Below are 22,984 nucleotides of genomic sequence, written 5' to 3'. Positions count from 1 at the left end.
GCCCCCGCGCGAGGGGGTGGTGCGAAAAACGGAGAACTGCGCTCGGGGCCGTCGCTCAGCCGGCAGCGCTGTCGGGACAGATGGCACTGGCGAGGCGGCACAGATCGACGTGCAGCCGCGCTACGAGCAGCGGGGTGCTCGGCGTCTTGTCGCTCACGTCGGTGGAAACCATGCGGTCATCGTATCGATTCCCGGTCCGCGCTCGGGCATGGGATCTCGCATGGTGGATGGATGGCGTTCGCCAGGTGGACAGTGCCGCTTTCCGGCCGGTCAGACGATCTCCACGTCCTCTTCGGTGACCTTGCCGTCGACGATGCTGTACGAGCGGAACTGGAAGGGGCCCGCGTCGTCCGTGTCGGCGGTCGAGACCAGGACGTAGTGGGCGGCCGGCTCGTTGGCGTAGGTGATGTCCGTACGGGACGGGTAGGCCTCGGTCGCGGTGTGCGAGTGGTAGACGATCACCGGCTCCTCGTCGCGGTCGTCCATCTCGCGGTAGAGCTTGAGCAGATCCGCCGAGTCGAACTCGTAGAAGGTGGGCGAGCGCGCGGCGTTGAGCATGGGGATGAACCGCTCGGCCCGCCCGCTGCCGGCGGGACCGGCGACCACGCCGCACGCCTCGTCGGGGTGGTCGGCTCGCGCGTGCGCGACGATCTGGTCGTGCAGGGCCTGCGTAATGGTGAGCATGGAGAAAATATAAAGGGGCACGCCAGAGCGCCGGGCGGGCGGTGCGCGGGAGGCGGTTCAGGCAGTACGCGGGCGGTGCGCCGATGCGGCACGGGCCGTACGCGGGAGGCAGCTCAGGTCGTGCGCAGGCGGTACGCGGACAGCGCGACGGCCCCCGGACCGGTGGCGTACACGCTGTGTACGTGCCAGGGTCCGGGGGCCGTGAGGTGGCGGGGAGACGTCAGCCGGTCGGGCCGCCGCCCGGCGCCCCGGCGTAGCTGGCCTCCGGGGGCGCACCGTCCCCGACCTGCGGGGTGCGGCGCTTCAGGAACTGCCAGCCGACCGCCAGGCCGACCGCCCAGGCGGCCCCCACGTACAGACAGACCCGCGCGTCCTTGTCGTACGCGATCAGACAGGTGACGAGGGCGAGGAAGGCGACGGCGACCCAGCTGAACAGCGTGCCGCCGGGGGCGGGGAAGGACGAGGCCGGCAGCAGGCCCGCCCGTACACCGCGGCGGTAGCGGATGTGGCTGATGAGGATCATCATCCAGGTCCAGATGCCGGCCGCCGTGGCCACGGAGGTCACATAGCCGAAGGCCTTCTCCGGCACGATGTAGTTGAGGATCACACCGATACCCATGAGCGTGACCGAGATGGCGATGCCGAAGGCCGGGGTCCTGCGGGAGTTGAGCCGGCCGAAGACCTTCGGGGCCTCGCTGTTGGCGGCGAGGTCGCGCAGCATCCGGCCGGTCGAGTACATGCCGGAGTTGCAGGAGGAGAGCGCGGCGGTCAGCACGACGAAGTTGACGATGCCGGCCGCGAGCGGGATGCCCATCTTCTCGAAGGCGTGCACGAAGGGGCTGGCGCCCTCGGAGAACTCGGTCCACTTGACGACGGCGAGGATGACGGAGAGCGCGCCCACGTAGAAGACGATGATGCGCCACGGAAGCGTGTTGATCGCCTTGGGGAGGGTCTTCTCCGGGTTCTCGGACTCGCCCGCGGTGACGCCGACGAGCTCGACGGCGAGGTAGGCGAACATGACGCCCTGGAGGGTCATCAGGCTGGAGCCGATGCCGTTGGGGAAGATCCCGCCGTGCGCCCAGATGTTGGAGGCGGAGGCGGTCTCACCGGCGTCGGAGAAGCCGAGAGTGAGCACACCCAGACCGATGACGATCATGCCGATGATCGCGGTGACCTTGATCATCGAGAACCAGAACTCGACCTCGCCGAAGATCTTCACCGAGATCAGGTTGACGCCGAAGAGCACCACCAGGAAGACCAGCGCGCTGACCCACTGCGGGATCTGGGGGAACCAGAAGTGGATGTAGATCGCGGCGGCGGTCAGTTCCGCCATGCCGGTGACCACCCACATCAGCCAGTACGTCCAGCCGGTGGCGAAGCCGAAGAACGGGCCGAGGAACTCACGGGCGTACTCCGCGAAGGAGCCCGAGACCGGCCGGTAGAGGAGCAGCTCGCCGAGCGCCCGCATGATGAAGAAGATCACGACGCCGGCCAGGGCGTACATGAGGATGATGCTGGGACCGGCCTTGGCGATGTTCGCTCCGGCACCCATGAAGAGGCCGACACCGATCGCGCCGCCGATCGCGATCATCTGGACCTGTCGGCTGCCGAGTCCACGCTCGTAGCCCTCTTCGGCCGTGACACCGGCGGGCTGACTGCCGCCGGCCGGGCCTCCCGAGGTGCCGTCGCCGCCGTACTTGTCGACCTGCGGAGAGGTCATGGTCGTGTGCCCTTTCTCCACACCGATCCGCGCCTCGCTGGCTTGCGGATCGGTTCCCGATCCCCCCGGACATAGATGGAGTGCTACCGACGGTCGGCCGGCGAAATCACCCCCGGGGACAGGGGTGGAGTCCCCGGGGGGTCGTGCAGATCTATCACGCCTGATCGACTGATTTCGTCCCGCCACTGTGGCTCACCCCACAGGAAGAAGCGGACAAATCGCCCCTGAGATCTCAAAGATCCCCAGGGGTTTGACGGGATCGTTATCCGGAATTGAGCATCCGCTGAGCGTCCGGAAGGAGGACCTGAGGGGGTTCCGGGAGGGAGAGGAGAAGAACGGAAGGAGACGGGCCAAGGGCTGTCCCGTGCGTCCGGTCAGAACATCAAGGTCTCCACGAGCGTCTCCTGGAGCGCCCCGAGCCAGAGGTACGCCATCACCATCGGCTTGCGCGGGTCGGAGTCCGGCAGCCGGTACAGCTCGCCGCTCTCGTCCTCGTCCGAGACCTCCAGGCGCGTACCGATCGTGAGCCGCAGATCGTTGAGCGCGCCGAGCCAGTGCCGGCAGTCCTCGGGGGTCAGTTTCAGTACGGCGCCGCCCTCGCCCGCCGAGACGAGCGCGTCCAGCGAGCGGACCATCGCCACGCCGTCCTCGCGCTTGCGGCTGCGCAGGTCGTTCTCCGTGAACCGCCTGAACTCCGAGGAGTATCCGCGCAGTTCGTCGTCGTCATCGCCGTACGCGTCCGGGAAGAGCCGGGCGAGCGCCGGGTCGGCGGGTGGCTCGCTGGGGCCTTCGGTGAAGAGCGAGGCGAGCGGGTCCTCGCCCTGCGCGGGCTCCTCGCCGGGGCCGATCAGCTCCAGCAGCTGTACGGCCAGGGAGCGCAGGATCGAGATCTCGACCTCGTCGAGCGCGACGGCCGCTCCGCCGCCCGGGATCGCCTCGAACTGCCCGGCCATCAGGTGCGGTCCTGCGAGAGGGTCGCCCAGAGCCCGAAGCCGTGCATCGCCTGCACGTCGCGCTCCATCTCCTCGCGGCTGCCGCTGGAGACGACCGCGCGGCCCTTGTGGTGGACGTCGAGCATCAGCTTGTGCGCCTTGTCCTTGGGGTAGCCGAAATAGGTCTGGAAGACGTACGCCACATAACTCATGAGGTTGACCGGGTCGTTGTGGACGATCGTCACCCACGGCACATCAGGTTCCGGGACGACGTACGTCTCCTCGGCCGATTCTGGGCGTTCGATCTCAGTCGGAGCAACACTCACGGTTCGGGACGACCTTCTTCTCTGCCGGGGCGTGCGGGCGGAACGGGGCCTGCTTGAGCCTGTGGACAAGCCTGCCGGCGGGCCTGCTCGGGCCTGCCGGAACCGAGGCTCCGCGCCCCGGAATTCACAGCCTCACATGACCATGCTGCCACCCGGCAGGGCGTGTCGCACAAACGGCCTCTTAGAAATCGTCAATGTGACGAGTATTCGGGGGTAGCATCGTCGTATGAACACTGCGGACCTTGGGCTGCCGGTGGACGTGCCGTCGACCGCGCTCTTCACCGATCAGTACGAGCTGACGATGCTCCGGGCGGCGCTTCACGGCGGTACGGCCGACCGCCGCTCCGTCTTCGAGGTCTTCACCCGGCGGCTGCCCGAGGGGCGCCGCTACGGGGTCGTGGCGGGCACCGGGCGCGTGCTGGACGCCGTGGAGAACTTCCGGTTCGACGCGGATGTGCTGGGCTTCCTCCGCGAGCACGGGATCGTCGACGAGCCGACGCTGGAATGGCTCGCCTCGTACCGCTTCCGGGGCGACATCTGGGGCTACCCGGAGGGCGAGGTGTACTTCCCGGGCTCGCCGATCCTGCGCGTGGAGGGCACCTTCGCGGAGTGCGTGCTGCTGGAGACCGTGATCCTCTCGATCCTCAACCACGACTCGGCGATCGCCGCCGCGGCCTCCCGGATGTCGGCGGCGGCGGGCGGGCGCCGGCTGATCGAGATGGGCGCGCGCCGCACGCACGAGCTGTCGGCGGTCGCCGCCGCGCGCGCCGCGTATGTCGGGGGCTTCGACACGACCTCGGACCTGGCGGCCGGGTTCCGCTACGGCATTCCGACGGTGGGCACGAGCGCGCACGCCTTCACCCTGCTGCACGACAACGAGCGCGACGCCTTCCAGGCGCAGGTCGACTCGCTCGGGCGCGGGACGACGCTGCTGGTCGACACGTACGACGTGGCCGAGGCCGTGCGGACCGCCGTGGAGATCGCGGGCCCCGAGCTGGGCGCCGTGCGCATCGACTCCGGCGATCTGCTGCTGGTCGCGCACCGGGTGCGGCAGCAGCTGGACGAGCTCGGCGCGGTGAACACCAAGATCGTGGTGACCTCGGACCTGGACGAGTACGCGATCGCCTCGCTGGCCGCGGCGCCGGTGGACGCGTACGGGGTCGGCACCCAGCTCGTCACCGGCAGCGGGCAGCCCACCTGCTCCATGGTCTACAAGATCGTCGCCCGCGCGCAGTCGGCGGACCCGAAGGCCCCGCTCCAGGCTGTGGCGAAGAAGTCGCTGGGCGGGAAGACCTCGGTCGGCGGCCGCAAGTGGGCCGCGCGGCGGCGGGACGCGGAGGGGTACGCCGAGGCCGAGGTGCTCGGCACGGGCCCGGTGCCGCCGTCGCTGCTGGACCGGCAGCTGCTGGTCGAACTGGTCAAGGGCGGCGAGGTCGTCGCGCGCGAGCCGCTGGACGCCGTACGCGACCGGCACATCGCGGCGCGGGCGGGGCTGCCGATGTCGGCGGTCCAGCTGTCGCGGGGGGAACCGGTGATTCCGACGGAATACGTCTGAGGCGACGGAATACGTCTGAGGCGACCGAGTACGCGTGAGGCGACCGGGCATGTGTGAGTCGACCGGGCGCAGGTGAGCCGATGGGCTGAGCGGTCTCCCGCCCGGCGGCCGGAGTGTCTAGGCTCACACCCCCACCCGTCCCCCGCTCGTCCGCCCAGCGCTCGTCCGGCCCCCGCTCGTCCGTCCCCCACCGAAGGACCACCGCCATGCACCGCGCATTGATCGTCGTCGACATCCAGAACGACTTCTGTGAAGGCGGCAGCCTCGCGGTGACCGGGGGCGCCGACGTCGCCGCCGCCATCACCGATCTGATCGGCCAGGCGTCCGCCGGGTACCGGCACGTGGTCGCCACCCGCGACCACCACGTCGACCCGGGCGACCACTTCGCCGCCCCGCCCGCCGTCCCGGACTACGTCCACTCCTGGCCGGTGCACTGCGTCGCCGGTACGGAGGGTGTGGGCTTCCACCCCAATTTCGCCCCCGCCGTCGCCTCCGGCGCGATCGACGCGGTCTTCGACAAGGGCGCGTACGAGGCGGCGTACAGCGGCTTCGAGGGCGCCGACGAGAACGGTGTCGGGCTCGCGGACTGGCTGCGGGCGCGCGAGGTCACCGAGGTCGACGTGGTCGGCATCGCGACGGACCACTGCGTACGGGCGACGGCGCTGGACGCGGCCCGCGAGGGCTTCGTCACGCAGGTGCTGCTCGACCTGACGGCCGGGGTGGCCGCGGGGACCACGGAGCGGGCGCTGGAGGAGCTGCGTACGGCGGGTGTGGAGCTGACCGGGAAGCCGGTCGTGCCGTAAAGACGGACCGGCGGCCAAGCACGACCGGCGGCCCGGTCAACCGGTCGTGCAGGAGCCCGGAAGGCCGGGAAGCAGCCCGGAACCGGCCACGCGCACGGCGAGGCCCGGGGAAACCCGTCAGTAGCCCGTGGGTCCGGCCTTCTCGTACCCCATCGGGCTCACCCTCGCCGCGGGCCGCATCAGCGCCCGTATCGGCTGCCAGAGCTGCTCCAGGCACTCCGGGGTCGCCCGCCACAGCAGGCCCTCCGGGTGGTGCAGGACCGCGGTGATCTCGTCCAGGGTCGGCGGCTCCGCGTTGCCCCGCAGATAGACCGCCCGCAGTCCGAGATTCCGCAGCCTGGTGAGGGCGCGGGCCCGGTTCACCGCGTGGACCAGGACGCGGACCGTATCGCCCTCGGCGGCCGGGCTGGGCAGGGTCAGTGCCACCACCACGGTGCCGCCGGGGAGCTTGCTGAAACCTCCGCCGGCCATGTCTTCCCTCTCCCCCGTAAGACGTCGTGTCAATAAGAGTTCGTAGGACGCACCTAAACACGAACGGCCGCCGCCCGCTAGAGGGCGACGGCCGATCATGGTCTTGACCTGGGGTTACTTACGGTTACTTGCTGGAGGGGCCCACCTTGACCGTCATCGTGCTGCCGTCCAGCGGCTGGTTCACGATGCTGATCTTGGTGTTGGTGTCAGTAACCTTGACGCTCGCGGTCGGGTTGTCCTCGCTCCAGTACGTGCCCTTGCGGTCGTCGAAGACCGGGGACCCGAGCTGCGGCGCGATCCGCGTCAGCGCGTCCGCCTTGTGCAGCGACAGACCGGACGTCGGCCGCCAGCTGAAGGCCGAGTCGTACGCCTGCACCCTGTTGCGCATCAGCGTGCCGTCCGCCCACTTCAGCGGCTTGGCGTGCGAGTCGATCGGCAGGACCAGACCCTGGCCCGGGTGCTGGCTGGTGTTGTTGTTCAGCTGCGAGGTGTCCCACTGCCAGATCAACAGACCGGGCTGGTAGGCGTAGTGCTCGACCTTGGCGTCGTTGGGCGCCTTGAAGCCGAAGTTGTACGGGCCGGTCTTCAGGGTCTTGTCGTACGAGACGTACTGACGGTTCTCGGCGATGTAGTACTGCTCGTAGTCCTTGGTGAAGGACTCACCGATGCGCGAGAAGCCCTTGCTGGTCCAACCCGCGTCGTCGGCCTCGGCGTTGTCCGTGAACAGCGGCGAACCGTCGGCGCTCACACTGATCTCGTCCGCGGTGAAGCCCTTGCCGCCCGCGCCGCCGTCCGTCTGGTAGCGGAAGCGGAGGTCGATCTTCTGGCCGGCGTAGGCGTCCAGCGAGTAGACGAGCTTCTTGTACGCGCCCGAGACATCCGTCAGCGCCGGCTTGTCGGCGGCGTCACGGGGGATCGCCTTGCCGTCCGCCGTACCGTCGACCGGCGTGTAGTTGGCGCCGCCGTCCGTCGAGACCTCGGCGTACAGGTAGTCGTAGTTGGCCTCGATGTCCCACCAGCCCTGGAGCTCCAGGGAGGCCTTGGACTTGCCGGTCAGGTCGACCGGGCGGGCGAGCGTGTTCTTGAGGTCGTCACCCATGCCGCTCCACCACTGGTGGGAGCCCTCCGTGGGCTTCACCACCGAGGTGGTCGTGGACTTCTTGGGCAGCTCGACGACCAGCGCCTGCGGGTTCTTGGTGTTGTACGCCGAGACGCCCAGCTTGTGCGTGGAACTGGTCGCGGCCTTGCCCTTGGCGTAGTTGAGCCAGCCGAGCTGGAGCTTGTCCCAGGCGGTCATGTCGCCGGGCAGGTCACCGATCTCGTTCTTGCCGGTGCCGAGCCAGGAACCGGACGACATCAGCGTCCAGAAGCCGGTGGAGTTCTCGCCGCCCGCGGTGTCGTAGTGGTCGGGCAGGCCCAGGTCGTGGCCGTACTCATGGGCGAAGACGCCGAGTCCGCCGTTCTCCGGCTGCATGGTGTAGTCGCCGACCCAGATGCCCGTGTCGCCGATCTGGGTGCCGCCGGCCTTGTTGTCGGCCGGGCCCGTGCTGCCCGCGTTCGTGCCGTACGCGTACCAGCGGTGCGCCCACAGGGCGTTCTCGCCCTCGGCGCCGCCGCCGGCCGACTCGTCCTCGCCCGCGTGGACGAGCTGGAAGTGGTCGATGTAGCCGTCGGGCTCGTTGAACTCGCCGTCGTTGTCGAAGTCGTAGCGGTCCCACTGGTCGTACTGGGCGAGGTCCGCCTTGATCTGGGCGTCCGTCCTGCCCTGGGCCTTCTGGTCGGCGGTCCAGGCGGTGACGCCGTCGCGCACCGCGTCCCAGACGTTGGCGCAGTTGGTGTCGCCGCAGTAGTTCGAGCCGTAACGGGCCTCGTTGTACTTGACCTTGACCCAGTCGGAGACCTCGCCGTCGACCGAGTAGCGCCCGGAGGACGTCTTCTCGTAGTAGGTCTTCAGCGATTCCTTCTGCTTGCCCTTCTTGTCCTTGCCCTCACCGAAGTAGAGGTCCTGGAAGTGGGCCTGGTTGTAATCGGCCTGCCAGGCGGTGGAGTTGTCCACCGTACGGTCGGGCTCGGCTATCTCGTTGTGCAGCGGGCCGCGCTCGCCGCCGTACTTCTTGACCGGCGCCTGGGGACCCTCGGGGCCGTCCGGGTCGTACATCGTGGTGTTGTCGACCTCGTCGCCGAACTCCACGAGGATGGTGAAGATCTTGTCGGTCTTCTCCCTGCCCAGCTCGACGTACTTCTTGTTGCCGAGCTTGACGACCGAGGAGCCGCCGCGCTTCTCCATCCGGGCATCGCCGGATATGACCTGCTGGAGCGCCGCCTCGCGCTGCTGCGACTGCTGCTTGCTGAACGGGCCTTCGAGGTCGTGTTCGACATCGCCCTTCTGCGGCGCCGGATCGCGGCGCTCGACACCCGCGGGAGCGGACGAGGGGTTGTCCTGGGCCTGGGCCGTGGTGAAGGCTGAAGCGGTCGCCGCCGTCGCGGCCAGGGCCACGATCACCGCGGACGTTCGTCTCACCCGTTGGTTTCTGATCACTTGATGCGTTTCCTCCCCGGCGCACACGGTCCGCGGAACGGGAGTGAGGGATCCGCGCGCGTATGCGCGACATAAGTGACGACATTCGACCGGAGTTAAGGGAGAAAAGCCAGCCCTTGACTTGAACGGTCCAACTGCATTATGTGACTACCCGACTCCGTTATCCGAACCTGGCGAGAATCGGACAACAGGCGCACCGAATCCATCTGTTGGCAGGGGTGATGACTCCATGCGCCCCCCGTGCGACGGCACCACGGGCCGGCCCATGCTTACGTCCCGTTCCACTCGGGCATCCACCGTCGTAGAGTCGCTTGACAGTGCGACCGACTTGCGAACTACGTGCGAGATGGGCCCAACACCCCCCATATCTCCGCTCCATATCTCCGCCTCCATATCTATGCCCCCAGATCGACGCCCCGAGGGACGGATACCGCCATGCCGCGTCCGACTGCCGCCCAGCTCGCCTACGGCTCCGCCACCGTCATCTGTTCAACCCTCGTCATGCTGCTGCTCTCCGGCACGACGACCGGAATCGGGGTCGCGGTGATCGCGATCGCCGCGCTGGGGCTGGGACTTCTGGTCGCCCTGACCGTGACGGCACCGGGCAGGTCGCGGACGGTGGGCGTGGCCCGTTCCCGCCGGACGGCCGCGCCCGGGGAAGCCCCGGAGGTCCAGGTGCCGGGCCAGCGCGTCCGTACGGGCGGCGAGGCCAGGGTCCGCCAGCACTCACTGCGGCGCTGAGCCGGCAGAACAGAAGGTCCGGGTCTGCTGTCGGGTGCGCGGGCCACGGGTCTGCGGGCCACGGGTCTGCGGGCCGCGGGTCTACAGGCCTCGGGTCTACAGGCCTTCCTGTCGCTCCTCCTCCGCCGTCACCACAACCGTCCTGGCCGCCTTGTCGTGCAGGCCCTGCCGATATGGGCGGCTGGCCAGGATCGTCACGATGATGACGAGCCACCAGACACAGAAGCAGCAGATCAGCGCGGGCAGCCAGAGCACGAGCGCCCGCAGCAGCGAGGAGCCGGTGTCCGGCACGGTGCCGTCGTTCAGCATCGCGACCCGCAGCCTCAGCCAGCGCTTGCCGAGGGTCTGCCCGTACTTCTTCGTCATCAGGGTGTCGTAGCCGACGTACGCGACACAGGAGATGAGCGACCAGAACCACTGTCTGCCGGTGTTCACCTCGCTGGAGAAGTCGTTCCAGCCGCCGCCGTTCGAGCCGTCGCCCCAGCCGCCGCCCGCGAACACCGAGATGACCGCCAGCGGGATGAAGATGATCAGCGCGTCGATGACACGGGCCGCGAACCGCTTGCCGAACGGTGCGAGCGGGGGCATCCCGGCGAGCGGATCCCCGCCGTACGGGCCGCCGCCGTACGCGTTCGGGTCATAGGGAGGCGCGGAGGGCGGCGGGTGGTCACCGCCGTAGGGAGAGCCGTACGGGGAGCCAGGAGGCGGACCGGGCGGTGGCCCCGGCGGTGGTTCGTGAGGCGGTTCACGGGGCGGTTCGTTGGGGGGTTCACGCGGTGGCTCGTGGGGCGGGCCGCCCGACGACGGCGACCCCTGCGGCCTCTTGAGGAACGGGTCGTCATCGGGTGGCGGGCCGGGCGGCGGCTGATCGTTGCTCATGGGGGCAGTGCACCGCGCCGGACAGGGGCCCGCAACGGCTTACCCGCCGTTCGGGGGAACGCCCCCGGTGGCCCCGCCCGATGGACCCGTCCGGCGGTCCCGTCTCCGGTCCCGCCCGGCGGTCCCGCCCCGTCTCGTCCTTCGTCCTCTTCCTCGTCCTCTTCTTCCTCGGCCTTCGTCCGCTTCCTTCGTCAGCCCGCGACGAAGGTATGGGCCACCTTGTCGTGCCAGCACTGCCGCCACGGCCGGTCGAACAGGCACCACACCACGTTCAGGACACCCAGGACGAGCACCCCGAGCACGCTGTAGACCAGCCAGCGGCGCACCGCCGCCCCGAAGGCCGGGGCCTCGTGGGTCTCGATGTCCCGCACTTCGAGTCCGCACAGCTTCTTGCCCAGCGTGCGCCCCCACTTGGCGGTCGGCAGCGCCTCGTACAGCAACCCGACGATCAGCAGGGCGACAAGGACCCCGCCGAGGTAGGAGGCGGTCGTGGCGTCGAGCAGCCAGACGGTGACGGTCTCACCGGTCTGCCGGGCCGCCTCGATCTTCTGGTCGATGTGGGTACGGGCCTTGGCGAAGAGCGGTACGGCGAGGGCGCCCACGACGACACCGAGGACGAGGGTGTCGATCAACCGGGCCGCGAGCCGCTTGCCGAGGCCCGCGGGCCTGGCCGCCGCCTGGGCCTGCGCGGCTTGCAGGAACGGGTCGCTGACCGGGGGCTTCCAGGGCACGACGGGCTGGTCGGACCCGTCGGGCCGGGCGAGTTGGTGGGCCTGCTGGGGCCAGGAGGCGGAGCCCCCACCGACGCCGGAGCTGATGGGCGAGGCCGGGCCGGCCACGCCGCCGTGGCCGGCCGACGGCTGCGTCAGGGGCTGAGCCGCGGGCTGCTGGGACTGCGGGGACGGGAGTTGCGGGGCCTGCGGAGACGGAGGCAACTGGGACGGACCCGGCTGCTGCGGGGTCTGCTGCGGCTGGGAGCGTGAGGGGAGCAGTGGCTTGGGCTGCCCGGGCGCCGTGCCCGTACCGGATCCGCCGCCCGGGTTCAGCGCGCGGATCGCCATCGTGCCCTCGGCCTGACCGGTCCGGCCGGAGTCGGCCTCCTCGTCCTTCGCACGCCGTGCGGCGCGCAGGGCGCGCATGGTCATGGTGCTGTCCGGCGGCTGGCCGCCCTCGCGCGGGGCCGGCAGTCCGGGCGTACCGGCCGCGGCTTCCTGGCCGGCGTCGGACCAGTCGGACCCGGCTCCGGACTCCGGGCGGGATCCCGTTCCGGAGCCCCGCCTGCCGCCGGGCCTGCCACCGGGTCGCGTGGCACGGATCGCGACCGTGCCCTCGGAGGGCGGCCGGCCGTCGTCCGGGCCGGGGCCCAGCGTGCGTACGCCGGGCAGGGCACCGCCGGTCGGGTCGGAGGGCGGTCGCGCCTCGTTCGGCGAATCGGCGGGCGCCGCTGTCTGACCGGGGATTCGCGGGTCCTGGCCGGGGGTTCGCGGGTCCTGGCCGGGGCCGCGGGGATCGTCGCCGTGGGTACGGGGGTCCTGGCCGGGCGCTCCCCAGGAGACCCGGGCGTCGCGTTCGCCGCCGAAGCCGGTCTGCCGCGAGGCGTCGGCCTGCCATGCGGACGCGGGCTCCTGCCGGGACCCGCCGGACGGCTCCTCGTCGAGGAAGACCGGCCCTGTCTCATCCACGGGCGGCCCGGAGGCCGCCGAGGTGCCCGGCATCGCCTCGCCACCCTGGGGCGCGGGCCGGCTCGTGCCGGGCACCCAGGAGGCACCGTTCCAGTACCGGACATATCCGGGGATGGACGGGTCTGGGTAGAACCCTTCCCGGGGTACGTTCCCGCCGTCACCAGGAGGAGTAGCCACTGACCCCAACTCCGTTCACTCACACCACGATTGACCTGTCCGGGCCGTCCAGCGCCGATCGATCTCCGGCCGAGCGGCCGAGAAAGCGCGGCCGGGCTCCGGTGCCGGACATGTCCACGGGCTGTGCGTCGCACGTCCCGCAGCGCCGGGCGCGTACCTCCGCTTGTCCAAGGAAGACAGTAACGAAGAACGCGGGGCGCCGAAGAGGGAGACCAGCAGAAAGGACCGTATTCGAGCAGCAGACCGAAGACGTCGAAGCGAAGCGTAAGGCCGTGGGGTGAACTCTGTTCGCCAAGGCGTACGGACGGCCCGACGCCAGTGCGTACAAAGGAGACGCCGGTACGCACAAAGAAGCGGTCGATCCCGACAAAAGTCAACCGTCGCGACGCGATTTCCCCGATCCGGCTGACAGGCGATCCGGTTTCGGCGCGGACGGGTTTGTCCGTGGCACGTGATGACCAGCCGCGCGGGGTGACGAGTGCGCGCCGCGTGTGACTGATCCGCGCAGCAATGAGCACCAACCTTCCACATCTCCCGCGCGTTACCGGCGGCCTCCCGCGCACCAGGCCTCCTCTCTCATCCTCATCCCGTCCTCGCGGAAGGTCGTCGCGCCGAGGCATCCCCGGAAATTCATCGCCGAAAGTCGCGTCATAAAGCAAAGGGCAGGGCCTCTCTCCAGGTACGGCCCCTTCGCCGGGCCCCGCCGAAGCAGGAGAGGAAGTGCCGTTCATGCACACCGTGGTGGAACGCGAGCTGGAACTGAATCTGGTGCTGTCGCCCGAGCGCAGCATCCCCGTACCCGCCCGCCTGACCTATCGCACCGACGATCCGTACGCCGTGCACATCGTCTTCCACATCGGGTCCGACACCCCCGTGCACTGGACCTTCGCCCGTGAGCTGCTGGTGGAAGGGGTGTTCAGGCCGTGCGGGCACGGGGACGTACGGATCTGGCCGACCAAGGTCGACCGGCGCAGCGTGCTGTGCTTCGCGCTCTCCTCCCCCGACGGCGACGCCCTGCTGGAGGTGGCCTCGGAGGCGGTGTACGCGTGGGTCGAGCGGACGCTGAGAATCGTGCCGCCGGGGACGGAGGCCGAGCGGCTCGGCCTCGACGACGGGCTGGCCGAACTGCTGACCCCGACCCCGGCCGACGATCTGTGGCTACGGGACCCGTGGCCGTCGGACGAGTCCGTGGACGGCGAGGCGTAGATGAGTGAGTCCGTGGTGCGGGACGCCGGACCCGTGGTGCGAGGAGCAGGGCCCGGCCCCGGCCCCGGAAGAGCCCTTGTCGGGAGACGAGCCCTCGCCGGAAGAGCTCTCAGAAGAGCTTTCCGGGGTTGAGCAGTCCCAGCGGATCGAATGTCCGCTTGATATCGCGCTGCAACTCCAGCCCCACCGGCCCCAGTTCACGCGACAGCCAGTCCTTCTTGAGGACGCCCACCCCGTGTTCGCCGGTGATGGTGCCGCCCAGTTCCAGGCCGAGCGCCATGATCTCGTCGAAGGACTGCCTGGCCCGCCGGGATTCGTCGGGGTCGGCCTGGTCGAAGCAGACGACGGGGTGGGTGTTGCCGTCGCCCGCGTGGGCGCAGACGCCGATGGTCAGGTCGTACTTCGCGGCGATGGCCGCCGTGCCGTCGAGCATCGCGCCGAGCCGCGAGCGCGGTACGCACACGTCGTCGATCATCGTGGCCGACCGGACGGTCTCCAGCGCGGGGAGCGCCAACCGGCGTGCCTTGAGCAGCAGTTCGGACTCGGCGGCGTCGTCGGCGGGGACCACTTCGGTGGCGCCGGCGGCGGTGCACAGTGCGCCGACGGCGGCCAGGTCGGCGGCGGGGTCCGGGGTGTCGAAGGCCGCCAGCAGCAGCGCCTCAGTGGTTTCGGGGAGGCCCATGCTGGCCATCGCGTTGACGGCGCGGACGGTCGTACGGTCCATGATTTCAAGGAGGGACGGGGTGTGGCCGCGCTCCATGATGCGGCAGACGGCGTCGCACGCGGCGGCCGCGGAGCCGAACTCGGCGGCCAGAGCCAGCTGTTGGGGCGGCTGGGGCTTGAGCGCGAGGACCGCCTGGACGACGATGCCGAGGCTGCCCTCCGAGCCGACGAAGAGCCGGGTCAGGTCGTATCCGGCGACGCCCTTGGCGGTACGGCGGCCGGTGGTGAGGAGGCGGCCGTCGGCGAGGACGACGTCGAGGCCGAGGACGTACTCCGCGGTGACGCCGTACTTGACGCAGCACAGCCCGCCGGAGGCCGTGCCGATGTTCCCGCCGATCGTGCACATCTCCCAGCTGGAGGGGTCCGGCGGGTAGCAGAGGCCCTGCTCGCCGACGGCCCGGGAGAGGGTGGCGTTGATGACGCCCGGCTCGACGACGGCGATCCGGTCGACGGCGCTGATCTCCAGGATCCGGTCCATTTTCGTCAGGGAGAGCACGATGCACCCGTCCGAGGCGTTCGCGGCGCCCGAGAGTCCCGTACGGGCGCCCTGCGGGACGACGGGGACGCGCAGCGCGGTGGCCGTGCGCATGACGTGCTGGACCTGTTCGACGGAGCGGGGCAGGACGACCACGGCGGGTGCGCCCGCCTCGCAGAAGCTGGCCATGTCATGGGCGTAGGAGGCCGTGATGTCCGGATCGGTGATCAGGGCTTCGGCGGGGAGCCCGGCCCGCAGCTGTGCGAGGAGATCATCCATGATCCCAGAGTCGCATCCGGGGCCATCGGTGTGAACCCGTCTGCGATCCCGGGCGGTACGACGCGGTGTACTCATCATATTGACGCACAGTAACCCCCATGAACCCCATGAACCCCGTGAAGACGGAGCAGGTCGGACAGGTCGGGCAGGTCAAAAGGGCGGCGCTGGCCGCCGGGGTCGGTGCGGTACTGGTCGGGGGCGTGCTGCTGTTCGTCCCCGACGAGATCCCGCCGCCCGCGCCGGGCCCCGAGGCACGCGCGATGGCCGCGACGGGCACCGGGGTACCGGCCGCGCTCCCGGACCTGACCGCGCTCATCAACAACCGGGAGGGCTGGCTGAGCGAGCACCCCGAGGACGAGCAGGCATGGGCGCTGCTCGGCCAGGCGTACGTACAACGCGGGGTCAGGCAGGCGGATTCGGCGGACTACCCGAAGGCCGACCGGGCGCTGCGCCGGGCGCTGGCCGTACGGTCCGCCAAGCCCGGCGAGCGGGGAGGGGACGGAACAGCGGGAGAGGCGGGAGATCACGCGAAGTCCGGCGTGGACGCCAAGCCCGGCGGGCCTGCCGCCGCGCACGGCAGCGTGGAGGCGCTGACCGGCCTCGCCTCACTCGCCAACGCCCGGCACGACTTCGCCACCGCCAGGAAATGGGGCGAGACGCTGCGGAAGCAGGACCCCGGTCGGTGGACCGCGTATCCGGTGCTGATCGACGCGTACAACGGGCTCGGCGACTACCGGGCGGCGGGCCGGGCCCTGGACAAGCTGACGGAACTGCACTCCGGGGCCCCGGTCCTGGCGCGTTCCGCCGCGGTCTTCCGCGACCGCGGCTGGCGGGAGGACGCGGCGGCGAAGGCGGACGAGGCGGCGGCCCGCGCCAGAACGCCCGCGGAGAAGGCGGAAGCGCGGCACACACAGGGCGAGTTGGCCTGGGAACGCGGCGAACCGGCCGAGGCCCTGAAGCACTACGACGCGGCGCTGGCGGCGGAACCCGGCCGGCCCGCGACCCTGGCCGGCCGGGCGCGGGCGCTCGCCGCCCTGAGCCGGACGGACGAGGCGTACCGCGACTACCAGACGGCGCTGGAGAAGCAGCCCCGCCCCGAATACGCCCTGGAACTGGGCGAACTGTACGACTCGGCAGGCCTGGACGGAGACGCCCGTACGCAGTACGCGGTGCTGGCCAGGCAGACCGCGAAGGCGCGGCGGGACGGCGTGAACGAGGCGCTGGTCCTCGCCCGCTTCGAGGCCGACCACGGGAACCCGCGGGCGGCGGTCCTGCGGCTGAAGGCGGAGTGGAAGAACGGGCGCCGGAGCATGGAGGTGGCGGACGCGCTGGGGTGGGCGCTGTTCCGGGCGGGCCAGGGGAAGCAGGCGCTGACGTACGCGAAGAAGGCGACGGACCAGGGGCTGCGGAGCGCGCTGTTCTCGTACCACCGGGGGGAGATCGAGCGGTCGCTGAAGATGCACGGTCCGGCCCGCCGCCACATCGAGGAGGCGCTGCGGACCAATCCGCACTTCTCACCGCTGCTCGCGCCGAAGGCTCAGAAGGCGCTGAACAAGCTGGGGGAACCGGAGGAGGGCGGACCGAGGGACATGTACGAGGACGCGGAGCCGGAGGGTACGGAGCGGGAGGGAGCGGAACCGGACGGCACGGGGCCGGAGAGTACGAAGTCTCCCGCCACCGGAACCGCGGAGAGGCGTACGCCGGCTTCCGCGCCGGCACTGTAGGCGTCGGCGCTGTAGGCGTCGGCACTGTAGGAGGGAACGGAGACGGGGAGCCGGGGCGTGCTGCGTACCGCGCCACGCCCCCTCCGGACAGCGTGCGTCACAGATTCCCGCGCTTCTCCTGCTCCCGCTCGATCGCCTCGAACAGCGCCTTGAAGTTCCCCTTGCCGAAGCCCATCGAGCCGTGCCGCTCGATCATCTCGAAGAAGACCGTCGGCCGGTCCTGGACCGGCTTCGTGAAGATCTGCAGCAGATACCCGTCCTCGTCCCGGTCCACCAGGATCTTCAGTTCGCGCAGGGTGTCGACCGGCACCCGGGTCTCCCCCGCCCACGCGCCGAGGGTGTCGTAGTACGAGTCGGGGGTGTCCAGGAACCGCACGCCCGCGGCCCGCATCGCCCGCACCGAGGCGACGATGTCGTTCGTGGCGAGCGCGATGTGCTGGACGCCGGCCCCGCCGTAGAACTCCAGATACTCGTCGATCTGCGACTTCTTCTTGCCGACCGCGGGCTCGTTGATCGGGAACTTCACCTTGAGCGTGCCGTCCGCGACGACCTTCGACATGAGCGCGGAGTACTCGGTGGCGATGTCGTCGCCCACGAACTCCTTCATGTTCGTGAAGCCCATCACCTTGTTGTAGAAGCCGACCCACTCGTTCATCCGGCCGAGTTCGACATTGCCCACGCAGTGGTCGATGGCCTGGAAGGTGCGCTTGGCGGCGGGCTCCACCATCGGGTCGGCCGCCTCGTAGCCCGGCAGGTACGGGCCGTCGTAACCGGAGCGTTCGACCAGGGTGTGGCGAGTCTCGCCGTACGTGGCGATGGCGGCCAGGACGACGGTCCCGTTCTCGTCCTTGGTCTCGTACGGCTCCTGGATCCCGCGGGCGCCGTGCTCGGTGGCGTAGGCGTACGCGGCGCGCGCGTCCGGGACCTCGATCGCGAGGTCGACCACGCCGTCCCCGTGCGCGGCGACATGCTCGGCGAGGAAGCCGCCCCACACGGAGGAGGGCTTGACGACGGATGTGAACACGAAGCGGGCCGAGCCGTTGGTGAGGACGTAACTCGCCGTCTCGCGGCTGCCGTTCTCCGGTCCGGAGTAGGCGACGAGCTTCATTCCGAAGGCCGTGGAGTAGTAGTGCGCGGCCTGCCTGGCATTGCCGACCGCGAAGACGACGGCGTCCATGCCCTTCACCGGGAAGGGGTCGGCCTCGCGCGCGGTGCGGGGGGCGGTGTCGACGCGCGCGGTGTCGGTGTTCGTCGAGATGCCGGTGTTCGTCGAGATGTCGCTGTTCGTCGAGATGTCGGAGCGCTCGGAGTGCATCGAGGTGTCAGCCATGGGCTCAGCGTCTCCCCGTTCCACAAGGTGCGCAACAGTTTGCGTTTTCACTGGTCATTCTGTACAGCACAACGCGAGAATGACGGGGCGATCTGCACAGGATGACCATGGAACGGCCCGGCTGGACGACGCGGCTTGCCCGGCTGGACGACGCGACGGAGAACCGGATGAGGGGACGAGACATGAACACGGACGGAATCGACGGACTCGACGGCAGGCTCATCGTGCTGCTGGCGCGGGAGCCCCGGATCGGGGTGCTGGAGGCATCGCGCCGGCTCGGGGTGGCGCGCGGAACCGTCCAGGCACGGCTCGACCGGCTTCAGTCGAATGGAGTCATCCGGGGATTCGGCCCGGCCGTCGATCCGGCCGCCCTGGGCTATCCGGTCACGGCGTTCGCCACGCTGGAGATCAAGCAGGGGCAAGGAGCGGACGTACGGGCCCATTTGACCACCGTCCCCGAGATGCTCGAACTGCACACCACCACCGGTCAGGGCGACATGCTCTGCCGTCTCGTGGCCCGCTCCAACGCCGATCTCCAGCGGGTGATCGACCTGGTTGTCGGATTTGATGGCATTGTCCGGGCCTCCACGGCGATCGTCATGGAGAACCCCGTACCGCTGCGGATCATCCCGCTGGTGGAACAGGCCGCCGCGGACTCCGGCCAGGACTGACGGGACCGAGACGTACAGGGTCACGGTCGCGGAGGACCGATACGTACGAACCGATACGTACGAGGGGAGCACGCGTGAGCTTCTTGACCTATCTGTCCGATCAGCACCAGCAGTTGCTCACCGACGCGCTCCAGCACGTCAGCGCGGTCTTCCAGTGCATGGTGATCGCCACCGCGCTGGGCATCGTCATCGGGGTCCTCACCTATCGCAGCCCGTGGGCGGGGAATCTGGCGATCCTCTCCACGGCCTCCCTGCTGACGATCCCCTCGCTGGCCGCGATCGGCCTGCTGATCCCGCTGGTCGGGCTGGGCGTGGCGCCGACGGTGATCACGCTGACGCTGTACGGGCTGCTCCCCATCGTCCGTAACGCCGTGGTCGGACTGCGCGGGGTGGACCCGGCCCTGGTGGACGCCGCGAAGGGGATCGGGATGTCGCGGACGGCCCGGATGCTGCGGGTGGAACTGCCGCTCGCCTGGCCGCCGATCCTCACCGGGATCAGGGTCTCCACCCAGATGCTGATGGGGATCGCCGCGATCGCCGCGTACGCCTCCGGGCCGGGCCTCGGCAACGAGATCTTCCGCGGGATCGCCTCACTGGGCAGCGCCAACGCGCTCAACCAGGTGCTCGCGGGCACGATCGGCATCGTCATCCTGGCCCTGCTCTTCGACGCGGCGTACGTCCTGCTCGGCAGGCTGACCATCCCGAGGGGGATCCGTGCCTGAGCCGGTCTCGCCCGCGGCCGACGCGTCCGGCGTCCACGATTCCTCCGGGGCTTCCGGCACCAGGGTGTCCCCAGTTTCCGCCTCCGGGGCCGGCATCGAGCTGGAGGGGCTCACCAAGCAGTATCCCGGCAACCCCCAACCCGCCGTGGACAACATCTTCCTGGAGATCAAGCCCGGTGAGACGGTGATCCTGGTGGGGCCGTCCGGCTGCGGCAAGTCGACCACCCTCAAGATGATCAACCGGCTGATCGAGCCGACCTCCGGACGGATCAGGATCGGCGACGAGGACGTCACCGGCATCGATCCCGTCAGGCTGCGCCGCAAAGTCGGTTACGCGATCCAGTCCTCCGGCCTCTTCCCGCACATGACGGTCGCCGAGAACATCGCTCTCGTCCCGAAGATGGTCGGCTGGTCCAGGTCGAGGGTGAAGGACCGGGTCGAGGAGATGCTCGATCTGGTCGGGCTCGACCCGCGCGAGTTCCACGGCCGCTATCCGCGCCAGCTCTCGGGCGGCCAGCAGCAGCGGGTCGGGGTGGCGCGGGCGCTCGCCGCCGATCCGCCGGTGCTGCTGATGGACGAGCCGTTCGGCGCGGTCGACCCGATCACCCGCGACCACCTCCAGGACGAACTGATCCGGCTCCAGTACGAGTTGCACAAGACGATCGTGTTCGTCACCCATGACTTCGACGAGGCGATCAAGCTCGGCGACCGGATCGCGGTCCTCCGGGAGCAGTCGCACATCGCGCAGTTCGACACCCCGGAGGCGATCCTCACCAATCCGGCCGACGACTTCGTCTCGGGCTTCGTGGGCGCGGGCGCGGCCCTGAAGCGGCTCAATCTGACGCGCGTACGGGAGGTCGAGATGGCCGACTTCCCGACCGTGACCGTCGACGACCCACTCCAGTCGATCTTCAACAAGCTGCGCGCGGGATCGCACAACGAACTGCTGCTGCTGGACCGCAGGAACCGCCCGTACAAGTGGCTGCGGCGCGGCGATCTGATGCGCGCCAAGGGCTCGCTCGCGCGGGCGGGCCAGCTGGTGCACGACACGGTGACCAGGGACGCGACGCTGCGCGACGCGCTGGAGGCGGTCCTCACCGACAGCGGTGGGCGGGTCGCGGTGACCGGGCGGCGTGGTGAGTACATCGGGGTGGTCGACATGGAGACCCTGATGAACTCCGTGCACGAGATGCTGGAGGCCGACCGGCTCACCGCCTTCGAGCACCAGCACGAGCAGGCGGACCAGCGTCTGGCGGAACACTCCGAGTACGCGGAGCGCGGCGAGCGAGTCGAGCACCCGGAGGGACGGCCCCAGGAGGGCGGCGGTGCGGACGCATGAACTCCCCGACGCGGCACGAGGGTTCGCCGGGCGACCGGCCGCCGGGCGAGCACGACGTCAAGGGCCTGGCCTTCCGGGACGAGGAGGAGGAACCCGCGCCGCCGCCCGCCGCGCCGAAGCGCCGCATCACCTGGCAGAAGCTGGTCACCCTGCCGATCGTCGTCACCCTCATCCTGCTGGCGACATACCTGTGGATCACCAACATCCAGCTGGACGCGATCGCCCGGAACTCCCTGTCGGGCGGCAATGTGCAACTGCGCCTGTGGCAGCACATCCAGCTCACCGCGATCTCCACCTTCTGGGTGCTGATCATCGCGCTCCCGCTGGGCGTCGCGCTGACCCGGCGGGGGCTGAGCAGGGCCGCGCCGCCGTTCACCGCGCTGGCCAACGTCGGGCAGGCCGCGCCCGCGATCGGGCTGCTGGCGCTGCTCGTGATCTGGCTGGGGATCGGCCCCTCGACGGCGATCACGGGCATGGTGATCTACGCCGTACTGCCCGTGCTCTCCAATACGGTGGCCGGGCTGCGGGCCATCGACCCGGAGCTGGTGGAGGCCTCCCGGGGCATCGGCATGTCGGCGGCGGGGACGCTGTCCAAGGTCGAACTGCCGCTGGCCGTACCGCTGATCCTGGCGGGGGTACGGACGGCCCTGGTGCTGAATGTCGGTACGGCGACGCTCGCGACCTTCGGCGGGGGCGGCGGGCTCGGTGACCTGATCACCTCGGGCATCCAGACACAGCGGATGCCGGTCCTGATCATCGGCTCGGTGCTGACCGTGTGCCTGGCCCTGGTGGTGGACTGGCTGGCCTCGCTGGTCGAACTGTTCCTGACTCCGCGCGGGTTGGAGGAGGGCTGATGCGGTCAGGGGCGCGCGGCACGGGACCGTACGAACGCGCGGAGCCGCCGTACGGACGCACGGGACCGTACCGACGCACGGGACCGCCGTACGGGCACACGGGACCCTACCGACGCACGGGAACGTACCGACGCACGGTCCTGGCCGGGGCGGCGGCCCTGCTGCTGGCCTGCGCGGGGCTCGCCGGCTGCGGCCTGAAGAGCGGCTCCCCGATGGTGGACGACGTGGTGCCCGGCCGACTGGGCGTGGGACAGCCGCTGAAGGGCGCCTCGCTGACCGTCACTTCGAAGAACTTCAGCGAGAACATCATCCTCGGCGAGATGATCGGCCTGATCTTCAAGGCGGCGGGCGCCGAGGTGCTCGACCGTACGAACCTGCCCGGCTCGATCAGCGCGCGCGAGGCGATCATCAAGGGCGACGCGGACGCGATGTACGAGTACACCGGCACGGCCTGGATCACCTATCTGGGGCACCAGAAGCCGATCGTCAACGGAGAGAAGCAGTGGGCGGCGGTACGGGACGCGGACCGTCCCAACGGGGTGACCTGGCTGCCCAAGTCCACCCTCAACAACACCTACGCCCTCGGGATCAACCGTGCCAACAACAGGAAATACCGGCTCAGGACGCTCTCGGACGTGGCCGCCCTGGCGAAGCGGAACCCGTCGGCGGTGACGATCTGCGTGGAGAACGAGTTCGCCTCGCGCGACGACGGTCTGCCCGGAATGCAGAAGGCGTACGGCATGCGCCTGCCCGCCGCCAACATCAAGAAGATGGACGCCGGGATCATCTACACCCAGGTGTCGAAGGGCGGTTCCTGCCTGCTGGGCGAGGTGTTCACCACCGACGGCCGGATCAAGGCACTGCACCTGGACACCCTCAAGGACGACCGGCACTTCTTCCCCATCTACGACGCGGCTCCCGCGCTGCACACGCCGACGTACAAGAAGTACCCGGTCATCGCGAAGCTGCTGGACCCGCTGTCGAAGCGGCTGAACACGGCGGTGGCGCGGGAGTTGAACGCCAAGGTGGATGTGGCGGGTGAGGATCCGCACCTCGTGGCGAAGGACTGGCTGATCAGGGAGGGGTTCATCAGGAAGGGGTGAGCTGGACGGACCAGTGGGTCAGAGGTGCTGGGGCCCGGCACCGTTCCGT

Annotated in this window: 21 protein-coding genes; 10 read left to right on the top strand and 11 right to left on the bottom strand. The window is 69.8% G+C overall.

Annotation, left to right across the window (positions count from 1 at the left end; translation table 11 throughout):
- Positions 1-55 precede the first annotated feature (55 nt).
- The 5 genes from ACIQD6_RS23075 to clpS all read right to left on the bottom strand — a co-directional run bounded on the left by ACIQD6_RS23075 (position 56) and on the right by clpS (position 3,662).
- Positions 56-172, bottom strand: coding sequence for a putative leader peptide (locus ACIQD6_RS23075; RefSeq protein WP_401885142.1), 117 nt, complete (start codon positions 170-172; stop codon positions 56-58).
- Positions 173-270: 98 nt separating this feature from the next.
- The gene (locus tag ACIQD6_RS23070; protein ID WP_401885139.1) at positions 271-684 is read right to left on the bottom strand and encodes a Mov34/MPN/PAD-1 family protein; all 414 of its coding nucleotides are present in this window, start codon (positions 682-684) and stop codon (positions 271-273) included.
- Positions 685-904: 220 nt separating this feature from the next.
- The gene (locus ACIQD6_RS23065; protein WP_401885138.1) at positions 905-2,404 is read right to left on the bottom strand and encodes an amino acid permease; all 1,500 of its coding nucleotides are present in this window, start codon (positions 2,402-2,404) and stop codon (positions 905-907) included.
- A gap of 374 nt (positions 2,405-2,778) precedes the next feature.
- The gene (locus tag ACIQD6_RS23060) at positions 2,779-3,357 is read right to left on the bottom strand and encodes a DUF2017 domain-containing protein (protein ID WP_401885136.1); all 579 of its coding nucleotides are present in this window, start codon (positions 3,355-3,357) and stop codon (positions 2,779-2,781) included.
- The gene (gene clpS / locus ACIQD6_RS23055; protein ID WP_401885134.1) at positions 3,357-3,662 is read right to left on the bottom strand and encodes an ATP-dependent Clp protease adapter ClpS; all 306 of its coding nucleotides are present in this window, start codon (positions 3,660-3,662) and stop codon (positions 3,357-3,359) included. The genes ACIQD6_RS23060 and clpS overlap by 1 nt, the downstream gene beginning before the upstream one ends.
- A gap of 226 nt (positions 3,663-3,888) precedes the next feature.
- On the opposite strand from clpS, the gene ACIQD6_RS23050 reads away from it, so the two are divergent.
- Complete coding sequence (locus tag ACIQD6_RS23050) at positions 3,889-5,217, top strand: nicotinate phosphoribosyltransferase (RefSeq protein WP_401885133.1); 1,329 nt, start codon at positions 3,889-3,891, stop codon at positions 5,215-5,217.
- A gap of 206 nt (positions 5,218-5,423) precedes the next feature.
- Positions 5,424-6,020 carry a nicotinamidase gene (locus ACIQD6_RS23045; protein ID WP_401885131.1) on the top strand — a complete coding sequence of 199 codons (597 nt, stop codon included), beginning with the start codon at positions 5,424-5,426 and terminating at the stop codon, positions 6,018-6,020.
- Positions 6,021-6,137: 117 nt separating this feature from the next.
- Here ACIQD6_RS23045 and ACIQD6_RS23040 read toward each other — a convergent pair whose 3' ends face one another.
- Together ACIQD6_RS23040 and ACIQD6_RS23035 are read right to left on the bottom strand one after the other, a co-directional pair.
- A complete protein-coding gene (locus tag ACIQD6_RS23040; RefSeq protein WP_401885129.1) occupies positions 6,138-6,491 on the bottom strand; it encodes a hypothetical protein in 354 nt (117 codons plus the stop codon).
- 124 nt (positions 6,492-6,615) lie between these two features.
- Entirely contained in the window at positions 6,616-9,012 is a 2,397-nt protein-coding gene (locus tag ACIQD6_RS23035; RefSeq protein WP_401885127.1) for an immune inhibitor A domain-containing protein, read from the bottom strand.
- Positions 9,013-9,465: 453 nt separating this feature from the next.
- On the opposite strand from ACIQD6_RS23035, the gene ACIQD6_RS23030 reads away from it, so the two are divergent.
- Complete coding sequence (locus ACIQD6_RS23030; protein WP_401885124.1) at positions 9,466-9,771, top strand: hypothetical protein; 306 nt, start codon at positions 9,466-9,468, stop codon at positions 9,769-9,771.
- A 96-nt stretch (positions 9,772-9,867) separates the two neighbouring features.
- On the opposite strand, the gene ACIQD6_RS23025 is transcribed toward ACIQD6_RS23030, so the two are convergent.
- Positions 9,868-10,650 carry an RDD family protein gene (locus ACIQD6_RS23025; RefSeq protein WP_401885123.1) on the bottom strand — a complete coding sequence of 261 codons (783 nt, stop codon included), beginning with the start codon at positions 10,648-10,650 and terminating at the stop codon, positions 9,868-9,870.
- Positions 10,651-10,841: 191 nt separating this feature from the next.
- The gene (locus tag ACIQD6_RS23020) at positions 10,842-12,509 is read right to left on the bottom strand and encodes an RDD family protein (RefSeq protein ID WP_401885121.1); all 1,668 of its coding nucleotides are present in this window, start codon (positions 12,507-12,509) and stop codon (positions 10,842-10,844) included.
- A 729-nt stretch (positions 12,510-13,238) separates the two neighbouring features.
- Here ACIQD6_RS23020 and ACIQD6_RS23015 point away from each other — a divergent pair.
- Entirely contained in the window at positions 13,239-13,715 is a 477-nt protein-coding gene (locus tag ACIQD6_RS23015; RefSeq protein WP_401885119.1) for an SsgA family sporulation/cell division regulator, read from the top strand.
- A gap of 109 nt (positions 13,716-13,824) precedes the next feature.
- Here ACIQD6_RS23015 and ACIQD6_RS23010 read toward each other — a convergent pair whose 3' ends face one another.
- Positions 13,825-15,192 carry an FAD-binding oxidoreductase gene (locus ACIQD6_RS23010; protein ID WP_401885117.1) on the bottom strand — a complete coding sequence of 456 codons (1,368 nt, stop codon included), beginning with the start codon at positions 15,190-15,192 and terminating at the stop codon, positions 13,825-13,827.
- Positions 15,193-15,290: 98 nt separating this feature from the next.
- Here ACIQD6_RS23010 and ACIQD6_RS23005 point away from each other — a divergent pair, with 98 nt between their 5' ends.
- Positions 15,291-16,916, top strand: a complete 1,626-nt coding sequence (locus ACIQD6_RS23005) for a tetratricopeptide repeat protein (RefSeq protein ID WP_401885115.1) — start codon at positions 15,291-15,293, stop codon at positions 16,914-16,916.
- Between the two features lie 97 nt (positions 16,917-17,013).
- Here the strand turns inward: ACIQD6_RS23005 and hppD are convergent, their stop codons facing one another.
- Positions 17,014-18,093 carry a 4-hydroxyphenylpyruvate dioxygenase gene (gene hppD, locus ACIQD6_RS23000; RefSeq protein ID WP_401885564.1) on the bottom strand — a complete coding sequence of 360 codons (1,080 nt, stop codon included), beginning with the start codon at positions 18,091-18,093 and terminating at the stop codon, positions 17,014-17,016.
- Between the two features lie 335 nt (positions 18,094-18,428).
- On the opposite strand from hppD, the gene ACIQD6_RS22995 reads away from it, so the two are divergent.
- From ACIQD6_RS22995 to ACIQD6_RS22975, 5 genes are all read left to right on the top strand, one after another.
- Complete coding sequence (locus ACIQD6_RS22995; protein ID WP_401885112.1) at positions 18,429-18,917, top strand: Lrp/AsnC family transcriptional regulator; 489 nt, start codon at positions 18,429-18,431, stop codon at positions 18,915-18,917.
- 74 nt (positions 18,918-18,991) lie between these two features.
- Positions 18,992-19,639: an ABC transporter permease gene (locus tag ACIQD6_RS22990; protein WP_401885110.1), complete on the top strand. Its 648-nt coding sequence runs from the start codon at positions 18,992-18,994 to the stop codon at positions 19,637-19,639.
- Between the two features lie 64 nt (positions 19,640-19,703).
- Positions 19,704-20,978 (top strand): betaine/proline/choline family ABC transporter ATP-binding protein, encoded by a 1,275-nt coding sequence (locus ACIQD6_RS22985; protein ID WP_401885562.1) that lies wholly within the window; start codon positions 19,704-19,706, stop codon positions 20,976-20,978.
- Entirely contained in the window at positions 20,975-21,832 is an 858-nt protein-coding gene (locus ACIQD6_RS22980; protein WP_401885107.1) for an ABC transporter permease, read from the top strand. Before ACIQD6_RS22985 ends, ACIQD6_RS22980 begins: the two co-directional genes overlap by 4 nt.
- A complete protein-coding gene (locus tag ACIQD6_RS22975) occupies positions 21,832-22,935 on the top strand; it encodes a glycine betaine ABC transporter substrate-binding protein (RefSeq protein WP_401885105.1) in 1,104 nt (367 codons plus the stop codon). The genes ACIQD6_RS22980 and ACIQD6_RS22975 overlap by 1 nt, the downstream gene beginning before the upstream one ends.
- Positions 22,936-22,984: the final 49 nt, after the last annotated feature.

Source organism: Streptomyces sp. NPDC088400 (assembly GCF_044753355.1).
In the GTDB taxonomy this organism is placed as follows: domain Bacteria; phylum Actinomycetota; class Actinomycetes; order Streptomycetales; family Streptomycetaceae; genus Streptomyces.
This window is presented reverse-complemented; position numbering and strand designations above follow the sequence as displayed.

Coding starts and splice junctions, on each gene's coding strand:
- ACIQD6_RS23075 (WP_401885142.1), bottom strand. CDS start 172: ATGGTTTCCACCGACGTGAGCGACAAGACGCCGAGCACCCCGCTGCTC.
- ACIQD6_RS23070 (WP_401885139.1), bottom strand. CDS start 684: ATGCTCACCATTACGCAGGCCCTGCACGACCAGATCGTCGCGCACGCG.
- ACIQD6_RS23065 (WP_401885138.1), bottom strand. CDS start 2,404: ATGACCTCTCCGCAGGTCGACAAGTACGGCGGCGACGGCACCTCGGGA.
- ACIQD6_RS23060 (WP_401885136.1), bottom strand. CDS start 3,357: ATGGCCGGGCAGTTCGAGGCGATCCCGGGCGGCGGAGCGGCCGTCGCG.
- ACIQD6_RS23050 (WP_401885133.1), top strand. CDS start 3,889: ATGAACACTGCGGACCTTGGGCTGCCGGTGGACGTGCCGTCGACCGCG.
- ACIQD6_RS23045 (WP_401885131.1), top strand. CDS start 5,424: ATGCACCGCGCATTGATCGTCGTCGACATCCAGAACGACTTCTGTGAA.
- ACIQD6_RS23040 (WP_401885129.1), bottom strand. CDS start 6,491: ATGGCCGGCGGAGGTTTCAGCAAGCTCCCCGGCGGCACCGTGGTGGTG.
- ACIQD6_RS23030 (WP_401885124.1), top strand. CDS start 9,466: ATGCCGCGTCCGACTGCCGCCCAGCTCGCCTACGGCTCCGCCACCGTC.
- ACIQD6_RS23025 (WP_401885123.1), bottom strand. CDS start 10,650: ATGAGCAACGATCAGCCGCCGCCCGGCCCGCCACCCGATGACGACCCG.
- ACIQD6_RS23015 (WP_401885119.1), top strand. CDS start 13,239: ATGCACACCGTGGTGGAACGCGAGCTGGAACTGAATCTGGTGCTGTCG.
- ACIQD6_RS23010 (WP_401885117.1), bottom strand. CDS start 15,192: ATGGATGATCTCCTCGCACAGCTGCGGGCCGGGCTCCCCGCCGAAGCC.
- ACIQD6_RS23005 (WP_401885115.1), top strand. CDS start 15,291: ATGAACCCCATGAACCCCGTGAAGACGGAGCAGGTCGGACAGGTCGGG.
- hppD (WP_401885564.1), bottom strand. CDS start 18,093: ATGGACGCCGTCGTCTTCGCGGTCGGCAATGCCAGGCAGGCCGCGCAC.
- ACIQD6_RS22995 (WP_401885112.1), top strand. CDS start 18,429: ATGAACACGGACGGAATCGACGGACTCGACGGCAGGCTCATCGTGCTG.
- ACIQD6_RS22980 (WP_401885107.1), top strand. CDS start 20,975: ATGAACTCCCCGACGCGGCACGAGGGTTCGCCGGGCGACCGGCCGCCG.
- ACIQD6_RS22975 (WP_401885105.1), top strand. CDS start 21,832: ATGCGGTCAGGGGCGCGCGGCACGGGACCGTACGAACGCGCGGAGCCG.